We start from the raw sequence: 25,188 nt of genomic DNA, 5'->3' as shown, positions 1-25,188 counted from the left end.
TAATGTATGATAATAATGATAGGATAGTAGGCAGTAATGAACAGTTGAATGATTCATACAAGGAGCTATCTATTAGACCTAAATGGTTAAAAGACTATATAGGACAAGATAAAGCAAAGGAAAAACTTAAAATATTTATAGAATCGTCTCTGAAAAGAGGAGAATCTTTAGATCATGTTTTGTTACAAGGTCCCCCAGGACTTGGTAAAACTACTCTTTCTAATATAATAGCTAATGAATTAGGTGTAAACATTAGAATTACAAGTGGTCCTGCTATAGAAAGACCATCGGATCTTGCAAGTATTCTTACAAATTTAGATAAGGGAGATGTTTTATTTATTGATGAAATACATAGGATAAATAGATCAGTAGAAGAAATACTTTATCCAGCTATGGAAGATTTTGCTTTGGATATTATAGTAGGTAAGGGACCAAATGCCCAATCTATAAGGATTGATCTAGAGAAATTTACTTTAGTTGGTGCGACAACAAGAGCAGGAATGCTTTCTGCGCCTTTAAGAGATAGGTTTGGTGTTCTTTTATCGTTAAATCTATACAATAATGAAGATTTGACTCGAATTGTAAAAAGATCTGCTGGTATATTAGATATATCTATAGAAGATAGTGGAGCATATGAAATAGCAAGAAGGAGTAGGGGAACTCCTAGAATTGCCAACAGACTATTAAGAAGAGTAAGAGACTATGCAATAGTCAAGAAAGATGAAATAATCGATTATGAGACATCCTGTGAAGGATTAGAGCTATTAGAAGTTGACAATATGGGTCTTGATAGTATGGATAAAAAAATTATACTTACAATGTATGAAAATTTTTCTGGAGGACCTGTGGGTATTGATACAATAGCTGCTTCAACAGGAATAGAAAATGTCACTATAGAAGATGTTTATGAACCTTATCTTCTTCAAATAGGATTTTTAACAAGAACTCCTAGGGGTAGAATGCTTACTAAAAAGGCTTATAGACACTATAATTTGAAATATGAGGATAAGAATGAAAACAGATGATTTTGATTACAATTTACCTGAAGAACTAATAGCTCAACATCCAACTGAAAAAAGAGATTATTCAAGACTAATGGTAGTTGATAGAAAAACAGGAAAAAGAGAAGATAAACATTTTTATGATATTATAGATTACCTAAATGAAGGTGACCTTCTTGTAATGAATGATACTAGAGTTATTCCTGCAAGGTTATTTGGGCATAGGCCTTATAAGGAAGAAAAGATTGAAGTTTTTCTACTAGAAAATATAAAAGATGATTTTTGGGAAGTTTTAGTAAGACCTGGTAAAAAAATGCAAATAGGAACAGAGTGTATCTTCTCTGATAAACTAAGATTAAAGGTTATTGATATAAAAGAAGACGGTAATAGAATTGTAGAATTTTATTATTGTGGAATATTTAGAGAAATTCTAGATGGTTTGGGAAATATGCCTTTACCACCATATATAAAAGAGAAATTAAAGGATAAAGAAAGATATCAAACAGTATATTCAAAAATACCAGGTTCTGTAGCAGCTCCTACAGCTGGACTCCATTTTACTAAAGATTTGTTGGAAAAAATAAAGAACAAGGGTGTTAACATTGCCTTTATTACCCTAAATGTTGGTCTTGGAACTTTTAGGCCAGTAAAAGTAGATGATGTAAAAAATCATAAAATGCATTCAGAACATTACAGTATTAGTAAAGAAACAGCTTGTTTGATTAACAAAACTAAAAAAAACAATAAAAGGATAATATCAACAGGAACTACAACTACAAGAACACTTGAATCAGTATATAAAAAGAACAATTGTATAAAAGAAGACTCTGATTTTACAGATATTTTTATTTATCCAGGTTTTGATTTTAAAGTTATTGATTGTCAGATAACAAATTTTCATTTACCTAAGTCGACTTTAATTATGCTAGTTTCAGCTTTTGCAAGCAGAGATATAATACTGGATGCTTACAATGATGCTGTAGCTAAAAAATATAGGTTTTTCAGTTTCGGAGATGCGATGTTTTTAAAGTAGGAGAAAAAATGCCGATAAAATATGAATTAATAAAAAAAGATAAGTACTCTAATGCAAGGACAGGAATTATTCACACAGAACACGGAGATATTCCAACGCCGATTTTTATGCCTGTAGGTACCAAAGCAAGCGTTAAGGCAATGACTGTAGAGGAACTAAAGGAAATTGATGCTAAAATTATTTTAGGAAATACATACCATCTTTATCTAAAGCCAGGAATAGATATTATGAAAAAAGCTGGTGGACTTCATAAATTCATGAATTGGAATCGTCCAATTCTTACTGATAGTGGTGGATTTCAAGTCTTTTCTTTATCAGAAATGAGAGATATATCTGAAGATGGAGTTGTTTTTAGGTCTCACATAGATGGATCTAAGCATTTATTTACACCAGAAAAATCAATAGAAATTCAAAATGATATTCATTCTGATATTATGATGAGTTTTGATGAGTGCATTCCATATCCAGTTGATCATGATTATGTAGAAAGATCTGTATATAGAACTATAAGGTGGGCAAAAAGAGGTTTAGACTATCATAAGTCTAATTCACACAAAGATCAGTCTCTGTTTGGTATTATACAAGGTGGTATGTATGAAGATTTAAGAAAGATATCTGTAGAAGAAACCTGTGCTATGGATTTTGATGGATATTCAATAGGTGGTCTTTCAGTAGGAGAGCCAAAAGAAGAAATGATTAGACTTCTTAGATACACTACACCACTTTTACCAGAAGATAAACCTAGATATAATATGGGTGTTGGAAGTCCAGACTTTTTATTTGAGTCATTTGAAACCGGTATAGATATGGCAGATTGTGTTCTACCTACTAGAATTGCAAGAAATGGAACCGCTATAACATCTCATGGAAGACTTGTTGTAAGAAATGCATTATATAAAGAGGATTTTTCTCCTTTAGACCATGAATGTGATTGTTATGTATGTAAGAATTACTCAAGAGCTTATATTAGACATTTAGTTAATGTAAACGAAATTTTAGGTGCAAGATTACTAACCTATCATAATCTATATTTTTTATTAAAAATGTGTGAAAACATTAGGAAAGCAATTATGGAAGATAGGTTCTTAGAATATAAAAAAGAGTTTTATACAAAATACGGCTATGATTCCTAAATTAGAATATATAGTACTTATTATTTTAGCTTTGATATTTTACTTCACGACCATTAGAGAAGATCAAAAGCGTAAAGAAAATAAAAAGTTTATCAAAAAAAATATAAAAATAGGTTCAAGAGTTATTACAGAGTCTAAGATTATTGGTGAGGTCATAGAATATGATAACACAGAGTGTTTGATAGTAACAGGAAAAGACGATAAAATTTCATATATTCTTATAGATTTTAATTCCATAGAATCTTTAATTGAGGCTTAATGCCTCTTTCTTTATATTAACTATAAAAATGGTATAATTTAATAACAAGAGAGGTAATAATGAATAAGTGGTATATATTTAATAAAAAAAACAATTACAAAGAAAATCTAAAAAATAAAAATATAAGTAAACTTCAAGCTTTGATATTAGCCAATAGAGATATTTTAGATCCGAAAGTTGTGGATTCTTTTATAAATCCAAGCCTAGATAAACTTCATGACCCTTATTTATTACCTGATATGAAAGAAGCAATTGATTTAATAGTTGATACTATGGAAAAGGGTGAATCTATCAGAATATTTGGTGATTATGATCAAGATGGAATTAGTTCGGTTATGACCCTCCTAGATGGTTTATTATATTTTTATGATGATATTAGCTATGATATACCAGATAGGGTAATGGATGGTTATGGCATAAGTGACAGGATGATAGATGAGGCTATAGATGAAAGGGTAAGTCTAATTATTACTTGCGATAATGGTATTACTGCAATAGAACAAGTAAAAAAACTCAGAGAAAATGGCATAAATGTTATTGTAACTGACCATCATCAAGTAAAAAAAGAAGGTGATAGTGAGTGGTTAAGACAAATCTTGCCAGACGCTAATGCAGTAATTAATCCAAAAAGATTAGATAGTACTTATCCTTTTGATGACTTATGTGGGGCTGGTATAAGTTTTAAGTTGATGCAGGCTCTATATAAGAGACTTGATGCAGATGAAAATTACCTATATGATTTGTTGGAATATGTAGCTATGGGTACAGTTTGTGATATAGTTTCATTGACAGACGAAAATAGGATTTTTGTTATAGAAGGTTTAAAAAGGATTAATAATACTGATAAATTAGCAATAAAAGCACTTTTAGATGAAAACTCTTGGAATAAAGAGGTTACTGCATATACTCTAGGTTTTGTAATAGGTCCATGTATGAATGCAAGTGGAAGACTTTCTACAGCAAAGCTTGCTGTAGATTTAATGTTAGAACAAGATTCAGAAAAGATTATTACATATGCTAGAAAACTTGTAAGCTTAAATAATGAGAGGAAAGATTTAACACAAGAAGGTCTTCTAAAGACTTTAGATATAATTAATGATTATAAATTATATAATGATGATATTATAATAGTTCATACTCCAAATATTGAAGAAAGTATTTGTGGTATAATTGCTGGAAGGATTAAGGAAAAATACAACAAGCCTTCCATAGTTTTTACAGAAAGTAAAGATAGGTCAATTTTAAAGGGATCAGGTAGAAGTATTGAAGCTTATAATATTTATAAGCAAGTATATGTTTTAAGTAGTATGTTAGAGTCATTTGGAGGTCATCCAATGGCTTGTGGACTTTCTATTAAGAAAGATTTAATAAATGATTTTAGGTTAAAACTTAATAATAAATCGCCATTAAAAGAATGCGATTTTGAAACTATAATCAATATAGATGCTAGAATTCCTATAGAGAAAATATCATTGGAGTTTGCCCAAAGTTTAAATAATTTTGAACCATATGGAAAAGATAATCCAAAAGCAAAATTTGCGGACAAAGATTTAGCTATTAAATCAATAGATATAATTGGCAAAAATAAAGATATATTGAAGCTTATTCTAAGTAAAAATGGTAGAGATATAAATGCTATAAAATTTAGTGCAGTAGAAGATTATAAATATCTTGTGGATAAATTTGGCTCAAATATAGTTGGCTCAAAGATTGACGCTGTATTTTATCCAGAGATAAATGAATTTAGAAATAAAAAAAGCTTACAACTAAGGCTTATTGATATAAGGTAGGTACCTATGGCAAAAGATTTTCAAAAAGAATTTATAAAATTTAAAGAGATTATTTTAAAAAACAATAAAAAGGCAGATATAAATTTAATTAAAAGAGCATATGATTTTGCCGAATATTATCATAGGGGCCAAAAAAGAAATTCAGGAGAAGATTATTTTATCCATCCAATAGCTGTTGCCACAACAATTTCAAATATGCAACTTGATGATCAAACTATTTGTGCAGGACTAATGCATGATGTATTAGAAGATACTACAGTAACTGAAGATGAAATGAAAGAAAAGTTTGGCGAAGAAATTACATTTTTAGTAGATGGAGTAACCAAGCTCAAAAATCTAAGCTATAAAACTAAGGAAGAAACACAAGCAGAAAATATCAGAAAGATGGTTCTAGCTATGAGTAATGATATAAGGGTTATCCTTATAAAACTTGCTGATAGACTACATAATATGAGAACACTAGAATATAAGACTGAGAAAAAGCAAAAACAAACTGCAAGGGAAACTTTAGAAATTTATGTTCCACTGGCCCATAGGCTTGGTATATATACAATGAAATGGGAGCTTGAGGATTTATGTTTTAGATATCAAAATCCAGAAGAATATTATGAGCTTGCTCAAATGGTCCATACTAAAAGAAGAGAGAGAGAACAATATATTAATGAAATAATTCAGACATTAGATAAATCTTTAGATGGATCAAATATAAATTTTGAAATTTCAGGAAGACCCAAGGGACTTTATTCTATATATAAAAAGATGACTCGTAATAAAATAGAATTTAATGAAATATATGATTTAACTGCCGTAAGAGTCTTAGTAGATACTGTTGCTGAATGTTATGAAGTTTTAGGAAAAGTTCACTCTATTTGGCGTCCAATACCAAATAGGATTAAAGATTATATAGGACAACCTAAGCCAAATGGTTATAGGTCTTTGCATACAACTGTTTTTGGTGAGGATTCGAAACCTTTTGAAGTTCAAATAAGAACTAGACAAATGCATTATGAATGTGAGTATGGTATAGCTGCACATTGGAAATATAAGGAAAATAAGTCTAAATCAACTGAATTTGATAAAAAGCTTACATTCATAAGGCAAATTATGGAATGGCAAAAAGAAGGTGGTAAAGATGTTGATAGTAAGGAGTTTTTAGATACATTAAAGGGAGATTTTTTTTCGAAAGAAATCTACATTTACTCTCCAAAAGGAGAAATTTATTCATTACCAGTCAACTCTTGTGCTATTGATTTTGCTTATAGAATCCATACAGAAGTTGGAAATATGTGTGTGGGAGCCAAAGTTAATGGAAAAATTGTTCCTTTTTCGCATAAACTAAATACTGGAGATGTTGTTGAGATTTTAACTAGTAAGAATTCTCAAGGACCTTCTAGAGACTGGTTAAACATAGTCCAATCTAATCAAGCAAAAAGTAAGATAAAACAGTTTTTTAAAAGACATCGTAAAGAAGAAAATATTGAAATAGGTAAAGATAATTTATTTAGAGAGCTTAGAAAAAATAACGAAATTTACAAAAGAGATATCAAAGATTTTTGGCTTGAAGAAGTTGCGAATGATTTAGGCTTTCCAACTCCTGACGAAATGTATGCATCAATTGGCTTTGGTAGGACAAATACTGAACAAGTAATACAAAAACTTATTAAAAAGCATAAAGATGAAATACCTAAAACCGAGTCAAAAATAGATATTAAGAGGACTTCTTCAAAAAAATCTTTTTCAAATGAAGTTAGGGTTAGTGATTTAGATGAAGAAGTTGAGGTGAAGTTTGCTAAATGTTGCAATCCGGTTCCAGGAGATAAGATAGTTGGCTTTATAACAAAAGGAAATGGCATAAGTGTGCATGTAAGAACTTGTCCTAATATTACAAATATTAAGACTCCAGAGAGATTGATTGATGTATACTGGCAAAATAAAAAGGATGATGAATTTCCTGTTAAGATCCAAATAACTACTATTGATGGTACTGGAATAATTTTTGAAATTACAAAATTAATATCTACTGAAAATGTTAGTATAGAAGCTATGAATGTAAGAAGTAATGAAAAACATGAAGGAATAATTGACCTAACAGTTTTAGTTCCAAACACTGATAAACTAAATGAATTGATTATGAAACTTAAAACAATTAAAACAATAGAAAGTATTTATAGGTTGAAAAGTTAATGAGAGCGATAGTACAGAAAGTAAAAAAAGCAAAAGTTGAAGTAGCGGGTGAACTTGTAGGAAAAATCAGCAAGGGTTTTTTAGTTTTTGTTGCGGTTACTGATAGAGATAATAAAGAAGACATAGACTATATAAAAAAGAAAATAGAAAAACTTAGGATTTTTGAAGATGAAGAAGGTAAGATGAATCTATCTGTTAAAGATGTAGGTGGTGATATTTTAATAGTTAGTCAATTTACATTATATGGAGATGTTCGTAAGGGTAATAGACCTTCTTTCATAAATTCGTCTAGTGCTGATAAGGCAAAAGAATATTATGAAATACTAATAGAAGAATTAAAAATAGACGGATTTAAGGTTGAAACTGGTAGATTTCAATCACATATGGAAGTATCATTGATAAATGATGGTCCCGTAACTATACAATTAGATAGTGAAAAAATATATTAGCGAAAGGTATTTTATGTATATCAAAAAAATTGAAGATGGTCCAATGATGGCTAATTGCTATATTGTATATGATGAGTCGAAGAATGGTTTTTTAATAGATCCAGTATACCCTAAAGGTAAAATCGAAAAATTTATAGAAGTTAATAATATAAAAATAGACTTTATTTTATTAACCCATACTCATTTTGATCATTTATTAGGTCTTAAATATTTCAAAAATAAGTATAATGTTGATGTATATGCCAGTGAGGATAGTAAAGATATAGCTAAAGACCCTGATTATAATCTGTCAAGAGGATTTAGAGACCTAGATATAGAAATAAATAGATTTCTTAAAGACGGAGAGATTTTTTCAAAGTATAATATTAGAGCAATAAAAACACCCGGTCATAGCTTGGATTCCATGTCTTATAAATTAGGTAATAATATTTTCACTGGAGACACTCTTTTTAAACAATCAATAGGAAGAAGTGATTTTCCAGGTGGATCTTACAATAATCTTATTTCATCTATTATTAATAAATTATTTATATATGATGACGATGTTATTATATATCCTGGTCATGGTGAAGAAAGTAAAATCGGATATGAAAAAAGAAATAATCCATTTTTAAATTAGGAGGTAATATGGAATTTAAAAGAAGCCATATGTGTGGTCAATTAAGAATAGAAAATGTTGGAGAAAAAGTTGTTTTAATGGGTTGGGTAGCCAAAAAAAGAAATCTTGGCTCTTTAGTATTTATAGATCTTAGAGATAAGACAGGTATTACACAAATAGTTACTAGAGATGAAGATAAGTATAATTACCAAATTCTAAAAGATGTTTCACAAGAATATGTCCTTGAAGTTAAGGGTAAAGTTCGTGAAAGAGAATCTAAAAATCCAGATATTCCAACAGGAAATATAGAAATTGTAGCAGAAAAAATAAACATATTAGATAAGGCTAAAACACCTCCAATTTATATTAAAGATGATGATGATGTTTCAGAGAATCTTAAATTAAAATATAGATATCTTGATATGAGAAAGCCTTCAGTACAAAGAAATCTTAAGCTAAGATCTGATATTGTAAGAAGTATGAGGGAATATATGTATGATATGGGATTTACAGAAGTAGAAACTCCATTTTTAACTAAACCTACTCCAGAAGGTGCAAGAGATTATTTAGTACCATCAAGAGTTAATCAAGGTAAATTTTATGCACTGCCTCAATCTCCACAATTAATGAAACAATTGCTCATGATTGGTTCTTTAGATAAATATTTCCAAATAGTTAAATGTTTTAGAGATGAAGATTTAAGAGCAAATAGGCAACCAGAGTTTACACAATTAGATTTAGAGATGAGTTTTGCATCACAAGATGATGTAATAAGTGTAAATGAAGGCTTGCTCAAAAAACTATTTGATCAATTTACTGATTATAACTTACAGCTACCTATTCCTAGAATGGATTATAGTGAAGCGATGAACTCTTATGGCTCAGATAAACCTGATTTAAGATATGGTTATAAAATTAATGATATTTCAGAAGTATTTAAAGATAGCGATTTTAATGTATTTAAAGATAATATAAAAGAAGGATATTCAGTTAGAGCTATCAATTTTACATCTTTATCTGATTCTTATTCTAGAAAACAACTAGATAAACTAACAGACTTTGTAAAAGACTATGGTCTAAAAGGATTAAGTTATATTAAATTTAATAGTGACGATAATATTAATTCATCTATAAAGAAATTTTTAACGAATGATATAGTTAAAAAGCTGAAGGAGAAATTAGATATAAAAGATGGAGATTTAATTTTAATAGCTGCAGATAAAGACAAAAACGTACTTGAAGGTCTCGGTGCTTTAAGAAGAAAAGTTGCAAAGGATAATAATTTATACGAAAAAGAGTATGCATTTTGTTGGGTAGTAAACTTTCCTATGTTTGAATATAGTGAAGAGGAAGATAGGTATGTTTCTCAACATCATCCTTTTACAATGCCTAATGAAGAAGATATAGATTTATTATTAACAGAACCTGAAAGAGTAAGAACCCAAGCTTATGATATAGTAATTAATGGAGATGAAATGGGTGGAGGTTCTGTTAGAATCAATAATCAAGAATTACAAGAAAAAGTATTTAAGGCTTTAAAGTTGTCAGATGAAGACATTAAAGAAAAATTTGGATTTTTTATAGAAGCTCTACAATATGGCACACCTCCACATGCAGGACTTGCTTATGGGCTTGATAGAATGGTTATGTTATTTGCAAAAACAGATAATATTAAAGATATAATAGCATTTCCAAAAACTCAGTCTGCTACATGTCCTTTAACACATGCTCCAAGTATTGTAGATGATAAAAGCTTAAATGAATTAAATATAGAAATAAAAAAATGAAAGAGGTTATATGGAAATTATTAGTAAAAAAGGAATAGTTGTTGAAAATAATAATGGTAATGTTAAAGTTATGATTCAAAGAGATTCAGGATGTGGATCATGCTCGACATGTGGAGGTTGTGAAGTTAAACCTTCATACTACACAACTTTTACTAATGATGACCTAAATCCTGGAGATTTTGTATTTCTTGATAGTGATGTAAAAACTGTAAACAAAGTAAGTTATTTAACTTACTTGTTTCCAGTTTCAATGATGACTATAGGAGCTATTTTAGCCAATACTGTATTTTCTAATAAAGGATTTGATGAAAATCTACTAACATTGTTATTTATAGTTGGATTCTTACTAATTTCATTAATTATTTTAAGAGTTTATGATAAAAGATACAAGAATAAGAATTTAATTAAAATTAGAAAAATATAATTAGATATAAAATGGAGATAATATGAATGCACCAATAGTAACCTTAGTGGGTAGAACAAATGTTGGTAAATCTACCCTTTTTAATAAATTAGTTGGAAAAAGGAAGGCCATTACTGAAGATGTAAACGGAGTAACAAGAGATAGGGTCTACGATAAAGTAGAATGGACTGGTCATGAATTTATACTTGCAGATACAGGTGGGCTTGATATATCAAATAAAGATATTATGAATCAAGAAGTTAAATCACAAGTTGAAAAAGCTCTGTTCGAATCAGATTTGATTCTTTTTGTTGTTGATGGAAGAGAAGGAATTAATCCTCATGATTCAGATATAGCAAATGAAATTAGAAAATATAATAAAAAGGTAATAATTGTTGCGAATAAAATAGATCGCGGTAAAATTCCAGATCACTTATATGATTTTTATAAATTTGGATTTGATGATCTTATAGCTATTTCTGCAGAAGGTTCTAAAAACTTAGGGGATCTTTTAGATAAGATAATTTCTTTTATAGATTTTTCAAAGTTTGATACAGATCTTGACGCAACAAGAATTGCTATTATAGGTAAACCTAATGCTGGTAAATCATCTTTAGTAAACTATTTGCTTAATGAAGACAGGATGATTGTAACAAATATTGCAGGAACTACTAGGGATGCTATTGATTCATATTGGCAATATAATAATAAAAATTATGTCCTTATAGATACCGCAGGTCTTAGAAGGAAAAATAAGGTAATCGATAATATAGAGTATTATGCTAACCAAAGAACATTTGATGCTGTTGATAGTTCTGAAATTTGTTTATTTTTGATAGATGCTACAGTAGGTGTTACAGAACAAGATGCTAAAATAGCGGGATATGCTCACAATAGGAATAAGGCAATTATTATAGCTGTAAATAAATGGGATATAGTTAAAAAAGATACTAACACCATGAAAAATATGGAAATGGATATAAGAAATAAATTATCTTTTGCTTTATATGCACCTATAATATTTATATCGGTATTAAAGGGACAAAGGATCACTGATCTTTTAAATTTGATTGAAATTGTTGACAATAACTATCATACAAGAATAAAAACAGGAATACTTAATACAATATTACAAGATGCAATTATGATGAATCCTACACCACAAGATAAGGGAAAAAGGTTGAAAATATTTTACATCTCTCAAGTTCAAACGGCACCACCAAAATTCTTACTTTATGTTAACGATAGGCAACTTATGCATTTTTCTTACCTTAGGTATATGGAAAATCAAATTAGACAAAATTATAGCCTAAAAGGAGTTTCATTTATATTTGATGTAAGAGAAAGGAAAGAAAAATGATATATATATTGATAGCTATAATTTCATATCTTATAGGCTCTATTCCTTTTTCATATATAATTGGAAAAATATTTTTTAAAAAAGATATAAGAAGCTTAGGTAGTGGAAATCCTGGAACAACAAATGTATTTAGAAATTTTGGTCCTTTGGCTGGATGCTTTACCTTATTTTTAGATATAGCAAAGGGATTGGTTGCTGTGTACATTCCTTTGTTCTTTTATGGGAATAGTTTTGCTTTACTTGCTCTAGTATTTGTTATAATTGGTCATATTTTTTCAATATTTTTAAAATTTAAGGGTGGAAAAGGTGTTGCAACATCTGCAGGAGCTTTGTTTGCTTATGATTTAAGAGTATTTTTTATACTTTTATTTGCTTTTGTAGTAGTTTTTCTTATAACAAGAACAGTATCAAAAGCATCTCTTACAGCTGCATTTTTGGCACCTTTTATAGCTTATTATTTCTATTCTATGCACGCTTTTACTATAGTTATATTTATAGTCGCAGTATTTGTAATAGTAGAACATAGGAGTAATATAATAAGAATTAAAAATAATGAAGAAAAGAAAATGTTTTGAGGAAAAATATGGAAATTTCAATAATAGGAGCAGGATCATGGGCTAGTGCCATAGCTTGTGTTTTAGCTGAAAATAACAAAGTTTTAATGTATGCTAGAAATGAAAAAGATGTTAACAATATAAACAATAAGCATATTAATAAAAAATATTTTCCTAATAAACTATTAAACAAAAATATTAGGGCAACTGATAATATTGAAGATCTTTTTAGAAATAAAATTTTAATTAATGCTATTCCAACTCAAGCAATCAGAGAGGTTTTAGAAGGGGTTAAAGAAAAGCTAAGCAATAAAATATTAATAAATCTTTCTAAAGGGATAGAGATTAAAACATATAAGAGAATTTCTGAAATTATTGAAGAATTAAATAGCAAGTGTCAGTATGCGGTATTAAGTGGACCATCTCATGCAGAAGAGGTTATTGATAAAATGCCAACAGCTTTGGTTTGTGCATCAAAAAATCAAAAAATCGCTTTAAATGTACAAGATTTATTTACCTGTGATTATTTAAGAGTATATACTTCGGATGATGTGATAGGAGTAGAAATTGGTGGAGCTATTAAGAATGTTTTAGCCTTTGGAATAGGTATGGCAACAGGATTAAAATTTGGCGATAATACAAAGGCTGCTATAATGACTAGAGGAATTTTTGAGATGAATAAATTCGCTATAAGTCATGGAGCTTCTAGTAAGACTATTAATGGATTATGTGGTATTGGTGATTTAATTGTAACTGCTACAAGTAATCATTCAAGAAATAATAGGTGTGGAATTTTAGTCGGAAAAGGCTATAGCTTAGATGAAGCGATGAATGAAGTAAAGACGGTTGTAGAAGGAATACCTACTACCAGGGCACTTTATGAACTATCAAACAAGGAAGGTTTGGATCTACCAATAACTACTGAGATTTATAGAGTTTTGTACGAAGGTCAAGATCCTAGCATATCAGTAAAAAATCTGATGAATAGGGATAAAAAAAGTGAATATTAGGTGGTATTATGACAATTAAGGATAATATAAAATCAATAGAAAATGATTTGAAAAATTACGATGCTATGCTTTTAGCAGTTAGTAAAACTCATGGCATAGAGAAAATCAAAGAAGCTTATGACTGTGGTCTAAGAGATTTTGGTGAAAATAAAGTCCAAGAGCTTATTGGAAAAATAGAGCTTTTAAATAAGGATATAAATTGGCATTTAATCGGTCACCTACAATCAAATAAAGTAAATAAAATCGTAGGTAAGGTTAAATTAATTCACTCAATAGATTCACTAAAAATTTTAGATAAGGTTAATTCTAGAGCAAAAAATCTTGGCATAGTCCAAGATTGCCTTATACAAGTAAATGTTTCAAGAGAAGCGACAAAGTTTGGTATTTATATAGAAGAAATTGAAAACTTTATAAATGAGGCTAAAAATTTAGATTTTATTCATATAAAAGGTTTAATGACAATTGCTCCAGATACAGAAAATAAAGAGCTAATTAGAAGCTGTTTTAGACAGCTTAAAAAAACATTCGATAAATTATCCAATTTAAGTTATAATAATATTGATATGATATATCTTTCAATGGGAATGACTAACGATTATAAGATAGCCCTTGAAGAAGGTTCAAATATCGTAAGAATAGGGTCAAAAATTTTTGGTAAAAGGATGTACAATAATGTTTGAAAAATTTAAGGATTTTATAGGTATTAATGAAGAATACGATGACTATGAAGATGATAATGAAATGAGAGAAGAAGAAAAAAAAGAAGAAAATATAGATAATACTTATACACCTAGTTCTACATATGACTATAAGACAAGTACTAATCTAAGTGATACTAGTAGTGTATATTCTTCTTATTCAAATAATTACTCTTCAAATAATCAACAAAGAAAAACTAGGGGAGGAGATAACATACTTAGTATGAACGATTCTAATAAAAACTTTAGTCAAAGTTCATCTTCTAGGTTTAGAATTTCAATTCAAGAACCAATTTCTTATGATGAAGATGGTCCTAAAATAGTTGATGATATACTAGATAAAAAAGTAGTAGTACTTAACTTAGAAATGCTAGAAGTTGATAAAAAAAGACAAATATTAGACTTTGTATCTGGGGCTGTATATGCACTAGATGGTAAAGTAGAAAAAGTATCAAAAGGTATATTTGTAATATGTCCTAAGGGGATTGATATAGATAATTATGTTGAAGATCAAATTTCTACAGGAAATTATAATCAATTATAGATCGGCTAAAGTCGGTCTTTAATTTTTATTATGAAATTAAAATATAATATAGATTTTGTTGAAGATAAGTATATTAAATCTAATTTAAAAAAAGCTATATCAGTTTTAGAAAAATCTTTCTATACACACAAAGAAGTTTCTAGCTTTTTTTTGAATCCATTTGAAATTAAGATTATTAAAGATATAGCACGATTAAATAGTATTGATATAGTATTTCTTTCTCCTAATATAAAAAGTGAAAGAAAGATATTTATAGCAAATCCTTACTCTTCAAATCTTAATAGTAAGGACTATTTCAGTGTCTTAGAATTTACTCACAAAGATATAAGACATCCAGATGTTTTAGGATCACTTATGAATTTAGGTCTTGAAAGAAATGATATAGGAGATATATTCATAGAATATGGTATTTGTGAATTTGTAATTTTAAATAAAGAGAAAAATTTTGTTAAATTTAATCTTAGTAAAATAAAAGATGAAAGTATAAATCTTAAATTTAAAGAAGATAATACTATGCAAAACTTAGATATTGAATATAATGAATTTATGGGATTTGTTTCTTCGCTTAGACTTGATAATATAATCTCCGAACTAATTAATCTTTCAAGAGCTAAAGCTAAGAATATAATTAGCAGAAGGTTAGTTAAAATTGATTATCAAACTATAGATAATCCATCAAAGGAAGTTCAAGAGGGTAGTCTTATATCTATTAGGTCTTATGGAAGATTTATCTTTGATGAAATTAAAGGATTAAGTAAAAAGGGAAATTATCGAATAAAGTATAGGAAGTACAAATGATTTACACAATAATTATAATACTAGGAATTTTATTAGACAGAATTACTAAAGTATATGCTAAAAATATTTTTATAGAAAATCCTGTCTATACTAAGCTTATAAATTTAATATATTTAGAAAATAAGGGTGCTGCCTTTGGTATTTTACAAAACAAGAGGATGTTTTTTATAATTCTTACCTTAGTTGTAGTTACTTATCTACTTTATTATTTTATTAAAAATGTAAAAACAAATCCAAAATTATTAAATATTGCCTTATCACTTATAATATCAGGAGCTATAGGAAATTTTTATGATAGATTGATACACTCATATGTAGTAGATTTTATTGAATTTTCATTTATTAATTTTCCAATATTTAACATCGCTGATATTTTAGTTACAATGGGATCATTTCTTTTAATTGTATTTATTATTTTTGGAGAAATGGATGGTGAAAAAAATGTCAGTAGTATTAGGAAATGATTGGGATGAAATATTGAAAGATGAATGGACTAAGGATTACTATTTAAATTTGAGAAAAAATCTTATAAAAGAATACAAAAATTATACCATTTATCCCAATATGTATGATATATTTAATGCCTTAAAAAAGGTATCATATGAGGATAGCAAAGTTGTTATAATAGGTCAAGACCCATATCATGGAAAAGGTCAAGCTCATGGTTTTTCTTTTTCTGTTAGGAAAGGTATAGCTATACCACCATCTCTTTTAAATATATATAAAGAGTTAGCAGATGATCTTTCTCTTTATATACCAAATCATGGAAACTTAGAGAAGTGGGCTGATCAAGGAGTTTTATTATTAAATTCAGTATTAACTGTTAGGGCTGGTTTTGCTAATTCACATAAGGATTTGGGATGGTCTATACTAACTGATAATATAATAAAAAAATTAAATGAAAAAAATGAACCATTGGTTTTTATCTTATGGGGTAAATTTGCTCAATCAAAAGAAGTATATTTAACAAATCCAATGCATTTAATAATAAAAAGTCCTCACCCATCACCTTTTTCAGCACACAGAGGATTTTTTGGTTCAAAACCATTTTCAAGAACAAATAAATTTTTAGAAGAAAACAATTTAAAACCAATTGATTGGCAAATAGAGAACCTAGAATTATAATTCTAGGTTCTCTATAATTAGCGATTTAACTATATTTAAGATATTAGCTATGTTATATACACCATCTTCCATTATAGTAATAAGATTTTTATCTATTTTATAGCTATTTTTATTTTCTATATTAAAATTATTTATAGTTACAAAGCCTTGTGCATTTTTTGAAATATTTCCATATAAAACCAATAAATCTAATTCTATTTTTTTATAATTGGTTTTTAAAATATAATTACTTGATGAAAAATAGGAATTGAGAAAAGTTTTATTAGATCTCAAAATGATTTTAGCCACATTATTGTCAATATTAGCATTATCTATATATATAATATAATCATTTATATTAATTGAAAGTTTTTTATTTATTATCTCACCAATATTAGCTAGAGATTCTGTAGCGATCAGATCATTCTTATTATGGATTAAAATAGGCCAAGGTTTATTCCTTGATTTTAGATCATTATTTAATTTACTTATAACCTTATACCTAGATGGATCATTTCTAAAAATTCCAATTCTTTTTTCCATATCCATAAGCTTCATTGAATCCAAGGAAAGAAATTTACGTTTTGATTTAATTAGTTTATATAGATCTAAGCAATTAGGCCATATAGGATTTAAATTATGGTATTCAAGCCTTATATTTAGAAAGGGAATATCAAATATATCACCATTATAAGTTATCACTTTTTTATTTTTTACTTTTTTAAGATAAATTTTTAATAATTTAATCTCTTCCTTATCTGTTTTTGCAAAATATTGATCTATATAAAAATCATTTCTTTTATTATCAAAATATATAAGACCTAAGACAACCAAATTTTCGAATTGGGCATTAAGTCCAGTAGTTTCTATATCTAAAATCAATTCATCTTTATCTATATTCTTCTTTTTATATCTATATCTAACATTAAGCATAAAATCATTATACCAATATTTGATTTTATATGCTTGTAATTATATAATAAACTAGTTAAAAGGAGTGATAATATGATTTATTTAGATAATGCAGCAACAACAAGAATGTATGATGAAGTAATAGATATTGAAAAAGAATTTGAAAGAAATTATTTTGCTAATCCATCTGCTTTACATAGTTTTGGAATGGAAGTTGAAGAAAAAGTTAAGGAAAGTAGAAAATTTATTGCAGACTATATTGGTTCAGACGAGAATGAAATATTTTTTACTAAAGGAGCTACAGAGTCTAACAATATTATTATAAATTCCTTTAAATCTTCTGAAAATACTGCAATAACATCAAAACTTGAACATGCATCTGTAATTGATACATTTAATAATACCCAATTTAAGGAAGTTAAATTAGTAGATAATGATAATTTTGGTTTTATTGATATAAAAAATTTGGAAAATTTAGTTGATGATAAAACCAATCTTATTTCTCTTATATATGTTCAAAACGAGATAGGCACAATTCAAAATGTTAAAAAAATAAATGAAGTGATAAGAAATAAAAATAAGAATGTATTCATTCACTTAGATGCTACTCAAGCTTTAGGTAAAATTGATTGTAATGTGAAAAATTTAGGTGTTGATGCCCTAAGCTTCTCGTCTCATAAAATACATGGCCCTAAAGGAATAGGTGGGCTATATATAAATAAGAAAAAATTAGGTAAAATTAAAACTTATTTATTTGGTGGAAGACAAGAACTTGTTTCATCAGGCACACTTAATGCACCTGCTATATATGCATTTTATAAAGCACTTAGTTTGTCAAAAGAAAAAGAGGATATAGATTATGTAAAAAAACTTAATTTATACCTAAGAAATAAAGTTATGGATAATATTGAAAATATCCATGTTAATTCCAGCATAGAGAATTCAAGCCCATATATATTAAATATTAGTTTTGAAAAAATCAAATCTGAAATTTTACTTCATATGCTAGAAGAAGATAAAATTTATATATCAAGTGGCTCTGCATGTTCCAAGGGTAAGGATAATAGAATACTTGATGCAATAGGATTAGATGATAAATATAAAGATGGTTCTATAAGATTTTCATTTTCAAGTGATATAAGTTTTGAAGATTTAGATAAAGTAGTAAGAAGTTTAAAGAAACATGTAGAAGAAATAAGGATGGTATTTTAATGAATGATTTATTATCAGTAAGTTTTGGTGAATTATTTTTAAAGGGTAAGAATCGAAATAAATTTTTTAAATCTGCTATCAATAATATAAAAAGAAATATTAAAGATATAGGTTATGATGATATGTATCTTGAAAGTTCAAAACTTTACATAAGTGCTGATAAGGAGAAATTTGATAGCTTAATTATAGAAATAAAAAAAGTATTTGGAATAATTTATATATCAAAAATAAAAAAATGTGATAAGGATATAAACAAGATAGAAGAAGCCACATCAGAAATTTTAGATAATATGGATTTAAAAGATAAAACATTTAAAGTAGAAACTAACAGAGTTGATAAGTCTTTTGATATACAATCTCCAGAACTATCTAGAATAATTGGTGCTTATATATTAAAGAAATATGCTAGTAAAAATAACCTTAGTGTCAATGTTCATAATCCTGATTTTAAAGTTTTCATTGATATAAAAAAATATGCTTATATTTATGCAGATAGAATAGAGGGAAATGGTGGTCTTCCTGTAGGCTCTAGTGGTAATGGTCTTCTACTTTTATCAGGAGGCATAGATTCTCCTGTTGCAGGGTATATGATGGCTAAAAGAGGAATGAAAATCAATTGTATTCATTTCCATTCATATCCATTTACATCAAAAAGAGCTTTAAATAAGGCACTAGACCTTGCAAAAATCCTATCTCAGTATACTGGTGAAATGAAAGTATTTTCAATAAACATGGCTGAAATATATAAAGCAATAAATAAAAATTGCAACAGAAATCAAACTACTATTTTATCTAGAAGATTTATGATGAGAATATCGGAAAAAATATGTCAAAAAAATAATTATGATGCCATAATTACGGGAGAAAGCTTAGGGCAGGTAGCAAGTCAAACATTAGAATCAATGAGCGTAATTGGAGATGCTACAAATTATCAGATATTTAAGCCTCTTGTTGCCTTAGATAAGATAGAAATAATTAATAGAGCTATACATATGGGATCTTATGAGAAATCCATAGAGCCTTATGACGATTGCTGTTCAATATTTGCGCCATCGAACCCAATAACAAAACCTAAATTAAATTATATAAAAGATAGTGAAAAAAAATTATCTATAGAGAAATTAGAGTCTGAAGCTATTGAGAATATGGAAATATTTGACATTTAATTTGACAAAAAATACAAATATTGGTAATATATATAAGTAAACCGCTCAGTATGGGTTCTGATCACCTTGACTGGCGAGAATGTAAACAGGAGGTGTACTATGTACGCTATAATTAAGACAGGTGGAAAGCAATATAAAGTATCAGAAGGCGATTTAGTTAGAATTGAAAAACTTAATGCTGAAATAGGAGAAAATGTCAACTTTGAAGAAGTTCTTTTAGTTGAAAATGAGGGGGACCTAAAAGTTGGTACTCCAATACTAGAAAATGCTAAGGTTGAAGCTACTGTAAAAGACCAAGCAAAAGACAAAAAAATTGTTGTATTTAAATACAGACCTAAAAAAGCATCTAAGACTAAAAAAGGTCATAGACAACCATATACTTTAGTGGAAATTAACAAAATTTCTTGCTAATGATTGATGTTACTTTATTATTAAAAAATAAAAAAAAAATTGGATTTAAAATCCAAGGTCATGCAAATTTCGATGAGCATGGATTTGATATAGTTTGTGCAGCAGTATCAACGCTAGCTTATACATGCATTAATAGTCTTGATTTTTATAATTATAATCTAGAATTTCATGATGATAATGATATAATGTGTGTAGTTGTAAAAAAAGCTAGTAGTCAAAGTAATGTTATTTTACAAACTTTTGAGATAGGTATAAAAACACTGCTTACAAATTATAGCGAATATATTAAATTAAACTATGAGGAGGTTTAGGATGTTTTTAAACATTAATTTGCAAAGATTTTCTAGTAAAAAAGGGGTTTCTTCTTCAAAAAATGGTAGAGATTCCAATGCTAAAAGATTAGGTGTTAAAAGGGCAGATGGTCAAACTGTAAATGCAGGAACAATAATTGTTAGACAAAGAGGAACAAAAATCCATCCAGGTAAAAATGTCAAAATTGGTGGAGATGATACTCTTTTTGCATCTATTGAAGGTGTTGTAAAATTTGAAAGAAAAGGTAAAAATAGAAAACAAGTTTCTGTATACCCAAAGCAAGACATTGCTTAATAGAGAACTAGCTTGCCATATGGCAAGCTTTTTTTATAAAGAGGAAAAATAGCTATGATAGATTATGCTAAAATAGAACTTCATGCAGGAAATGGTGGGGATGGAGCTGTAGCTTTTAGAAGAGAAAAATATGAACCTACAGGAGGACCTGCTGGGGGAGATGGAGGAGATGGGGCTAATATTTACATAAAGGCAACCAATTCACTATCAACTCTTGAAGAATATAGATATAAAAGTAAATATAGGGCAGAAAATGGCGAAAATGGTATGGGTAAAAAGAGGTTCGGAAAAAAAGGTGAAGACCTTGTTTTATATGTACCAGTTGGAACAATAATTAGAGAAGTATCAAGTAATACAATAATTAAAGATTTAAAGAAAAATGGTGAGCAATTTCTAATAGCAAAGGGTGGTCGAGGTGGAAAAGGTAATGTTCATTACAAAACTTCAACCAGACAGGCACCAAGATTTGCCCAAAAAGGAAGAAAAGGACAAAGTATAGAAGTAAGTTTAGAACTTAAAATTTTAGCCGATGTTGGGTTAGTAGGTCTACCAAATGTTGGGAAATCTACTCTTATTTCAGTAATTACAAAAGCTAAACCTAAAATTGCTAATTATCATTTTACAACACTTGACCCAAATTTAGGTGTAGTAAAAGTGGATAAAGAAAGATCCTTTATAGTTGCGGATATACCTGGATTAATAGAAGGTGCTAATGAAGGACAAGGGCTTGGACATGACTTTTTAAAACACATTCAAAGGTGTAAAATACTAATTCATTTAGTGGATATATCTGGTTTAGAAGGAAGAAATCCAATTGAAGATTTTAAATTAATAAATAAAGAATTGAAACTTTATGATGAGAAACTTTCTGACAAATATCAAATAGTGGCTCTAAATAAGTCAGATCTTGATTATAATGAAAATTATAAAAAATTTGAAAATGAATTTAAAGATAAGTATAAAATATTTAAAATATCAGCAGCAACCACTCAAGGAATTAAAGAACTAATTGATGAAGTAACTAAAGTTCTTTCTAAAATTGATGAAGAAAAATATACTCTAGATGAAGAAATAAATGAAAGTTATTTACAAAACTACTATAATAAAAATATGGAAAATGGAAATCTCGAATTCTATAAGGAAGAAGGAATTTACGTTTGTACTGGATATAGGATAGATAAGCTTTTAGAAAGAGTTAATTTAGATGATTATGATAGTAGAATGTATTTTGAAAAAAAACTTAGAGATATGGGTGTTTTCGATAAATTTTTGGAAATGGGTATAGAAGAAGGAGACTCTGTTGCTATAGGTGATATAGTATTTGATTATTATGAGTAAGGAGAATTTATGCTAACAGGAAAACAAAGGTCACAGCTAAAAAGCTTAGCACATGATTTAAAGCCTATTATTAATATAGGCAAAAATTCACTAAGCGTAGAAGTTATTGATGCTATAGATGAAGCTTTGGAAAAAAGAGAACTAATAAAGATTAAAATTTTAAATAATAACTTAGATGATAATAATGAAATAATTGATGAAGCTATTGAAAAGCTAAATTGTGAATTTGTTTCTCATTTAGGTAATATTTTTACTATTTATAGAAAAAGTAAAAATAATAATAAAATTAGCTTATAATGAAAATCGGATTATTTGGGGGGACATTTGATCCTATACATGTAGGCCATTTGATTGTTATGGAAAATTGTATAAATCTAATGGGACTGGATAAAATTTTTATTCTACCTAATTCTAATCCTCCTCATAAACTTAAAAATCATAAAAGTTCTACTGAAATTAGGGTAAAAATGGTTAAAGAGGCTATAAAAGATAATCCTAGAATAGAAATTAATGATTATGATTATAAAGATAATAATATTCATTATACATTTCAAACCATAGAATACTTTGTTAATGCCTATAATGAAGATGAAATATTTTTTATTATGGGTGAAGATTCTTTTTTAGAAATTGAAACATGGAAAAACTATAAAAGAATTTTAGAAAATAATATTATAGTATTCAAGAGATATTCTGATGATGGTAAAAAAATTAAAAATAAACTCAATCATTATAGTAAATTTAGAGATAATATTTTTATAATAGACAACTTGGTCGTTGATATTTCATCAAGTCTTATTAGAAAACTTGTAATGAATAAAAAAAGTATAAAATACCTAGTAACAGATGATGTGGAACTTATTATAAAAAAGAAGGATTTATATGTTTAATTTAGATGAATATAAAGATAAGCTTATAGATAATATTGGTATAAAAAGATTTAATCATTGCCTTAGGGTTAGAGACTTTGCTTTAAAATTAAACAAAAGACTAGATAATTATAAAATAGAAACTGCCGCTATTTTACATGACTGTGCCAAGTATAATGAAAAGTATTACCTAGATAAATACAAAAATTATTGTAATTTTGATAAAGAAATCTTAGAAAACAAGGCTGTTATTCATGCGTTTTTAGGAAAAATTATTGCTGAGAAAGAGTATAATATTAATGATGAAGAAATTCTAAATGCAATAAAATATCATACAACGGGAAGAGTTAATATGACGGAGCTTGAAAAAATCATTTTTTTAGCTGATGCATGTGAGGAAAAAAGAAATTATCAAGGAGTAGAAGAAATAAGAAATTTAGCCTTCAAAGATTTAGATAAAGCTGTATTAAAAACCCTAGATGGTAATATTAAATCTTTAATTGATAGGGGATTAATTATTTTTCCATTAACAATTTTGGCTAGGAATTACTTATTAAAGGAGAAAAATGGGTAAATTAGATATAATAATTAAAACGTTAGAAAATAAGCAAGCAAGTAATATAAAAGTAATTGATTTAGAGAACAAATCATCAATAGCTGATTATTTTATTATAGCTACTGGTAATTCAATAAATCAAAATAAAGCACTTTTAGAATATATTGAAGAGAATTTAAAAAAGGAAAACTATGATATACTTTCAGTAGAGGGACTTAGAGATGGAAACTGGATATTAATTGATTGTGGAGATGTAGTAGTCCATATATTCACTTCATCTCAAAGAAGCTTTTATAATATTGAAGATCTGTGGGAGTCTTAATTAATGTAGAGGTTAAAAATGGATAATGATAAAAAAGATAAGATAATTATTGCCTTAGCTATTTTAATAGTATTAACCTTATCTTATAATTTTGTTAATAGAAAAGATAATGAAGAACTTGTCATAAATAGAAATAAGGATTCTATTTCTTCTTTAACTAATTATAAAAGCAATGATAATAAAGATACTTTTACTACGAATAGCAAAAGTAATGATGACTCTTCAATAAAAGTACATATTAGTGGTGAGATAAAAAACCCTGGTGTATATACGGTAAATAAAAATGATAGGTTAGACAACTTAGTCAAAAATGCAGGTGGTTTATCTGATGATGCTGATATCAATAGGATTAACTTAGCCTTAAGGCTAGAAGATCAAATGAGAATCATTATTCCAAATATAAATGACAAAAAAAGTGATCAAGAACAAATAAATCAGGCTGATGTTCTTGTAACTGATGCAAATAAAAATAAGCATAAGGTAAATATAAACACTGCCGATAAAGCTACATTAATGACATTACCTAATATAGGTGAGAAAAGAGCCTTAGCAATAATTGAATATAGAGAAGGTAATAAGTTTAATAAAATAGAAGATATTAAAAATGTTTCTGGTATTGGTGATAAATATTTTGAAGCAATGAAAGATATGATAGTTGTAGATTGAGGTTGTTTATGAAATTATCAACAAGAGGAAGATATGGGTTAAGAGCTGTTCATTACTTGGCAGAGAACGAGGATAAAGGTTATATTTCAGTTTCTGATATTTCAAATGCCTTAAAATTACCTGATAATTATTTAGAACAATTAATAAGAATTTTAAAAAATAATAATATAGTAGTTTCAGCAAGAGGAGCTAGAGGTGGATACAAATTATCAAGAAACTCTAGTGAAATAACTGTTGGAGATGTATTAAGAGTTTTAGAAGGTGAGATGACTTCAAGTCAGTGTGTTGCTAATAGGACAAATTGCGATAATGAAGAATGTGAAGCCTATTACGTATTTACAAAAATAGATAAAGCAATTAATAATGCTGTTAACTCAATAACCATACAAGATATGGTGAATGAAAAATTTGATTAATTAGGAGAT

The 25,188-nt window shown here is 27.9% G+C and carries 31 protein-coding genes; 30 read left to right on the top strand and 1 reads right to left on the bottom strand.

Annotated features, from left to right (window positions below):
* Positions 1–2 precede the first annotated feature (2 nt).
* The 18 genes from ruvB to HV819_RS01150 are packed head-to-tail and all read left to right on the top strand — an operon-like array spanning position 3 to position 16,726.
* Complete coding sequence (gene ruvB / locus HV819_RS01235) at positions 3–1,025, top strand: Holliday junction branch migration DNA helicase RuvB (protein ID WP_154538729.1); 1,023 nt, start codon at positions 3–5, stop codon at positions 1,023–1,025.
* Entirely contained in the window at positions 1,012–2,034 is a 1,023-nt protein-coding gene (gene queA, locus HV819_RS01230) for a tRNA preQ1(34) S-adenosylmethionine ribosyltransferase-isomerase QueA (protein ID WP_154538730.1), read from the top strand. The genes ruvB and queA overlap by 14 nt, the downstream gene beginning before the upstream one ends.
* A gap of 8 nt (positions 2,035–2,042) precedes the next feature.
* Positions 2,043–3,167 (top strand): tRNA guanosine(34) transglycosylase Tgt, encoded by a 1,125-nt coding sequence (tgt, locus tag HV819_RS01225; RefSeq protein ID WP_176269333.1) that lies wholly within the window; start codon positions 2,043–2,045, stop codon positions 3,165–3,167.
* Positions 3,157–3,426 (top strand): preprotein translocase subunit YajC, encoded by a 270-nt coding sequence (yajC, locus tag HV819_RS01220; protein ID WP_154538732.1) that lies wholly within the window; start codon positions 3,157–3,159, stop codon positions 3,424–3,426. Before tgt ends, yajC begins: the two co-directional genes overlap by 11 nt.
* Before the next feature lie 59 nt (positions 3,427–3,485).
* On the top strand, positions 3,486–5,216 hold the full coding sequence (recJ, locus tag HV819_RS01215; protein WP_176269332.1) for a single-stranded-DNA-specific exonuclease RecJ: 1,731 nt from the start codon (positions 3,486–3,488) through the stop codon (positions 5,214–5,216).
* A 6-nt stretch (positions 5,217–5,222) separates the two neighbouring features.
* Positions 5,223–7,400 (top strand): RelA/SpoT family protein, encoded by a 2,178-nt coding sequence (locus HV819_RS01210; RefSeq protein WP_176269331.1) that lies wholly within the window; start codon positions 5,223–5,225, stop codon positions 7,398–7,400.
* Entirely contained in the window at positions 7,400–7,849 is a 450-nt protein-coding gene (gene dtd, locus HV819_RS01205; protein ID WP_154538735.1) for a D-aminoacyl-tRNA deacylase, read from the top strand. Before HV819_RS01210 ends, dtd begins: the two co-directional genes overlap by 1 nt.
* 13 nt (positions 7,850–7,862) lie before the next feature.
* Entirely contained in the window at positions 7,863–8,468 is a 606-nt protein-coding gene (locus HV819_RS01200) for an MBL fold metallo-hydrolase (protein WP_154538736.1), read from the top strand.
* A gap of 8 nt (positions 8,469–8,476) precedes the next feature.
* Positions 8,477–10,234 (top strand): aspartate--tRNA ligase, encoded by a 1,758-nt coding sequence (gene aspS / locus HV819_RS01195; protein WP_154538737.1) that lies wholly within the window; start codon positions 8,477–8,479, stop codon positions 10,232–10,234.
* A gap of 10 nt (positions 10,235–10,244) precedes the next feature.
* Positions 10,245–10,658: a SoxR reducing system RseC family protein gene (locus HV819_RS01190; protein WP_154538738.1), complete on the top strand. Its 414-nt coding sequence runs from the start codon at positions 10,245–10,247 to the stop codon at positions 10,656–10,658.
* Between the two features lie 22 nt (positions 10,659–10,680).
* Positions 10,681–11,997: a ribosome biogenesis GTPase Der gene (der, locus tag HV819_RS01185; RefSeq protein ID WP_154538739.1), complete on the top strand. Its 1,317-nt coding sequence runs from the start codon at positions 10,681–10,683 to the stop codon at positions 11,995–11,997.
* Positions 11,994–12,572, top strand: a complete 579-nt coding sequence (gene plsY / locus HV819_RS01180) for a glycerol-3-phosphate 1-O-acyltransferase PlsY (protein WP_154538740.1) — start codon at positions 11,994–11,996, stop codon at positions 12,570–12,572. Before der ends, plsY begins: the two co-directional genes overlap by 4 nt.
* 8 nt (positions 12,573–12,580) lie before the next feature.
* Positions 12,581–13,561, top strand: a complete 981-nt coding sequence (locus HV819_RS01175) for an NAD(P)H-dependent glycerol-3-phosphate dehydrogenase (RefSeq protein ID WP_154538741.1) — start codon at positions 12,581–12,583, stop codon at positions 13,559–13,561.
* A gap of 8 nt (positions 13,562–13,569) precedes the next feature.
* Positions 13,570–14,241: a YggS family pyridoxal phosphate-dependent enzyme gene (locus HV819_RS01170; protein WP_154538742.1), complete on the top strand. Its 672-nt coding sequence runs from the start codon at positions 13,570–13,572 to the stop codon at positions 14,239–14,241.
* Positions 14,234–14,803 carry a cell division protein SepF gene (locus HV819_RS01165; protein WP_154538743.1) on the top strand — a complete coding sequence of 190 codons (570 nt, stop codon included), beginning with the start codon at positions 14,234–14,236 and terminating at the stop codon, positions 14,801–14,803. The genes HV819_RS01170 and HV819_RS01165 overlap by 8 nt, the downstream gene beginning before the upstream one ends.
* Positions 14,804–14,833: 30 nt before the next feature.
* Entirely contained in the window at positions 14,834–15,601 is a 768-nt protein-coding gene (locus tag HV819_RS01160) for a YlmH/Sll1252 family protein (RefSeq protein ID WP_154538744.1), read from the top strand.
* Positions 15,598–16,065 carry a signal peptidase II gene (gene lspA, locus HV819_RS01155; RefSeq protein WP_154538745.1) on the top strand — a complete coding sequence of 156 codons (468 nt, stop codon included), beginning with the start codon at positions 15,598–15,600 and terminating at the stop codon, positions 16,063–16,065. The genes HV819_RS01160 and lspA overlap by 4 nt, the downstream gene beginning before the upstream one ends.
* Positions 16,043–16,726, top strand: a complete 684-nt coding sequence (locus HV819_RS01150) for a uracil-DNA glycosylase (RefSeq protein ID WP_154538965.1) — start codon at positions 16,043–16,045, stop codon at positions 16,724–16,726. Before lspA ends, HV819_RS01150 begins: the two co-directional genes overlap by 23 nt.
* Here the strand turns inward: HV819_RS01150 and HV819_RS01145 are convergent.
* Positions 16,721–17,638 (bottom strand): ribonuclease H-like domain-containing protein, encoded by a 918-nt coding sequence (locus HV819_RS01145; RefSeq protein WP_154538746.1) that lies wholly within the window; start codon positions 17,636–17,638, stop codon positions 16,721–16,723. The genes HV819_RS01150 and HV819_RS01145 overlap by 6 nt on opposite strands.
* A gap of 72 nt (positions 17,639–17,710) precedes the next feature.
* Here HV819_RS01145 and HV819_RS01140 point away from each other — a divergent pair, with 72 nt between their 5' ends.
* From HV819_RS01140 to HV819_RS01085, 12 genes are all read left to right on the top strand, one after another.
* Positions 17,711–18,829, top strand: coding sequence for a cysteine desulfurase family protein (locus tag HV819_RS01140; RefSeq protein WP_154538747.1), 1,119 nt, complete (start codon positions 17,711–17,713; stop codon positions 18,827–18,829).
* Positions 18,829–19,995, top strand: a complete 1,167-nt coding sequence (gene thiI / locus HV819_RS01135; RefSeq protein WP_154538748.1) for a tRNA uracil 4-sulfurtransferase ThiI — start codon at positions 18,829–18,831, stop codon at positions 19,993–19,995. The genes HV819_RS01140 and thiI overlap by 1 nt, the downstream gene beginning before the upstream one ends.
* 99 nt (positions 19,996–20,094) lie before the next feature.
* A complete protein-coding gene (rplU, locus tag HV819_RS01130; RefSeq protein WP_176269330.1) occupies positions 20,095–20,406 on the top strand; it encodes a 50S ribosomal protein L21 in 312 nt (103 codons plus the stop codon).
* The gene (locus tag HV819_RS01125) at positions 20,406–20,717 is read left to right on the top strand and encodes a ribosomal-processing cysteine protease Prp (RefSeq protein ID WP_154538750.1); all 312 of its coding nucleotides are present in this window, start codon (positions 20,406–20,408) and stop codon (positions 20,715–20,717) included. The genes rplU and HV819_RS01125 overlap by 1 nt, the downstream gene beginning before the upstream one ends.
* Position 20,718: 1 nt before the next feature.
* Positions 20,719–21,012, top strand: a complete 294-nt coding sequence (gene rpmA / locus HV819_RS01120; protein WP_154538751.1) for a 50S ribosomal protein L27 — start codon at positions 20,719–20,721, stop codon at positions 21,010–21,012.
* Between the two features lie 54 nt (positions 21,013–21,066).
* Positions 21,067–22,350 (top strand): GTPase ObgE, encoded by a 1,284-nt coding sequence (gene obgE / locus HV819_RS01115; protein ID WP_154538752.1) that lies wholly within the window; start codon positions 21,067–21,069, stop codon positions 22,348–22,350.
* Positions 22,351–22,359: 9 nt separating this feature from the next.
* Positions 22,360–22,647: a ribosome assembly RNA-binding protein YhbY gene (gene yhbY / locus HV819_RS01110; protein WP_154538753.1), complete on the top strand. Its 288-nt coding sequence runs from the start codon at positions 22,360–22,362 to the stop codon at positions 22,645–22,647.
* The gene (gene nadD, locus HV819_RS01105; RefSeq protein WP_154538754.1) at positions 22,647–23,240 is read left to right on the top strand and encodes a nicotinate (nicotinamide) nucleotide adenylyltransferase; all 594 of its coding nucleotides are present in this window, start codon (positions 22,647–22,649) and stop codon (positions 23,238–23,240) included. The genes yhbY and nadD overlap by 1 nt, the downstream gene beginning before the upstream one ends.
* Positions 23,233–23,793, top strand: a complete 561-nt coding sequence (gene yqeK / locus HV819_RS01100; protein WP_154538755.1) for a bis(5'-nucleosyl)-tetraphosphatase (symmetrical) YqeK — start codon at positions 23,233–23,235, stop codon at positions 23,791–23,793. Before nadD ends, yqeK begins: the two co-directional genes overlap by 8 nt.
* Positions 23,786–24,097, top strand: coding sequence for a ribosome silencing factor (gene rsfS, locus HV819_RS01095; RefSeq protein ID WP_154538756.1), 312 nt, complete (start codon positions 23,786–23,788; stop codon positions 24,095–24,097). The genes yqeK and rsfS overlap by 8 nt, the downstream gene beginning before the upstream one ends.
* Positions 24,098–24,115: 18 nt before the next feature.
* On the top strand, positions 24,116–24,763 hold the full coding sequence (locus tag HV819_RS01090; RefSeq protein ID WP_154538757.1) for a helix-hairpin-helix domain-containing protein: 648 nt from the start codon (positions 24,116–24,118) through the stop codon (positions 24,761–24,763).
* Between the two features lie 8 nt (positions 24,764–24,771).
* Positions 24,772–25,179, top strand: a complete 408-nt coding sequence (locus HV819_RS01085; RefSeq protein WP_154538758.1) for an RrF2 family transcriptional regulator — start codon at positions 24,772–24,774, stop codon at positions 25,177–25,179.
* The last annotated feature ends 9 nt before the right edge of the window (positions 25,180–25,188 follow it).

Origin of the sequence: Anaerococcus faecalis, from assembly GCF_013371425.1 — a bacterium.
Classification (GTDB): Bacteria; Bacillota; Clostridia; order Tissierellales; family Peptoniphilaceae; genus Anaerococcus; species Anaerococcus porci.
The sequence above is the reverse complement of the archived record's forward strand: the minus strand, read 5'-3'. Positions and strand labels throughout refer to the sequence as shown.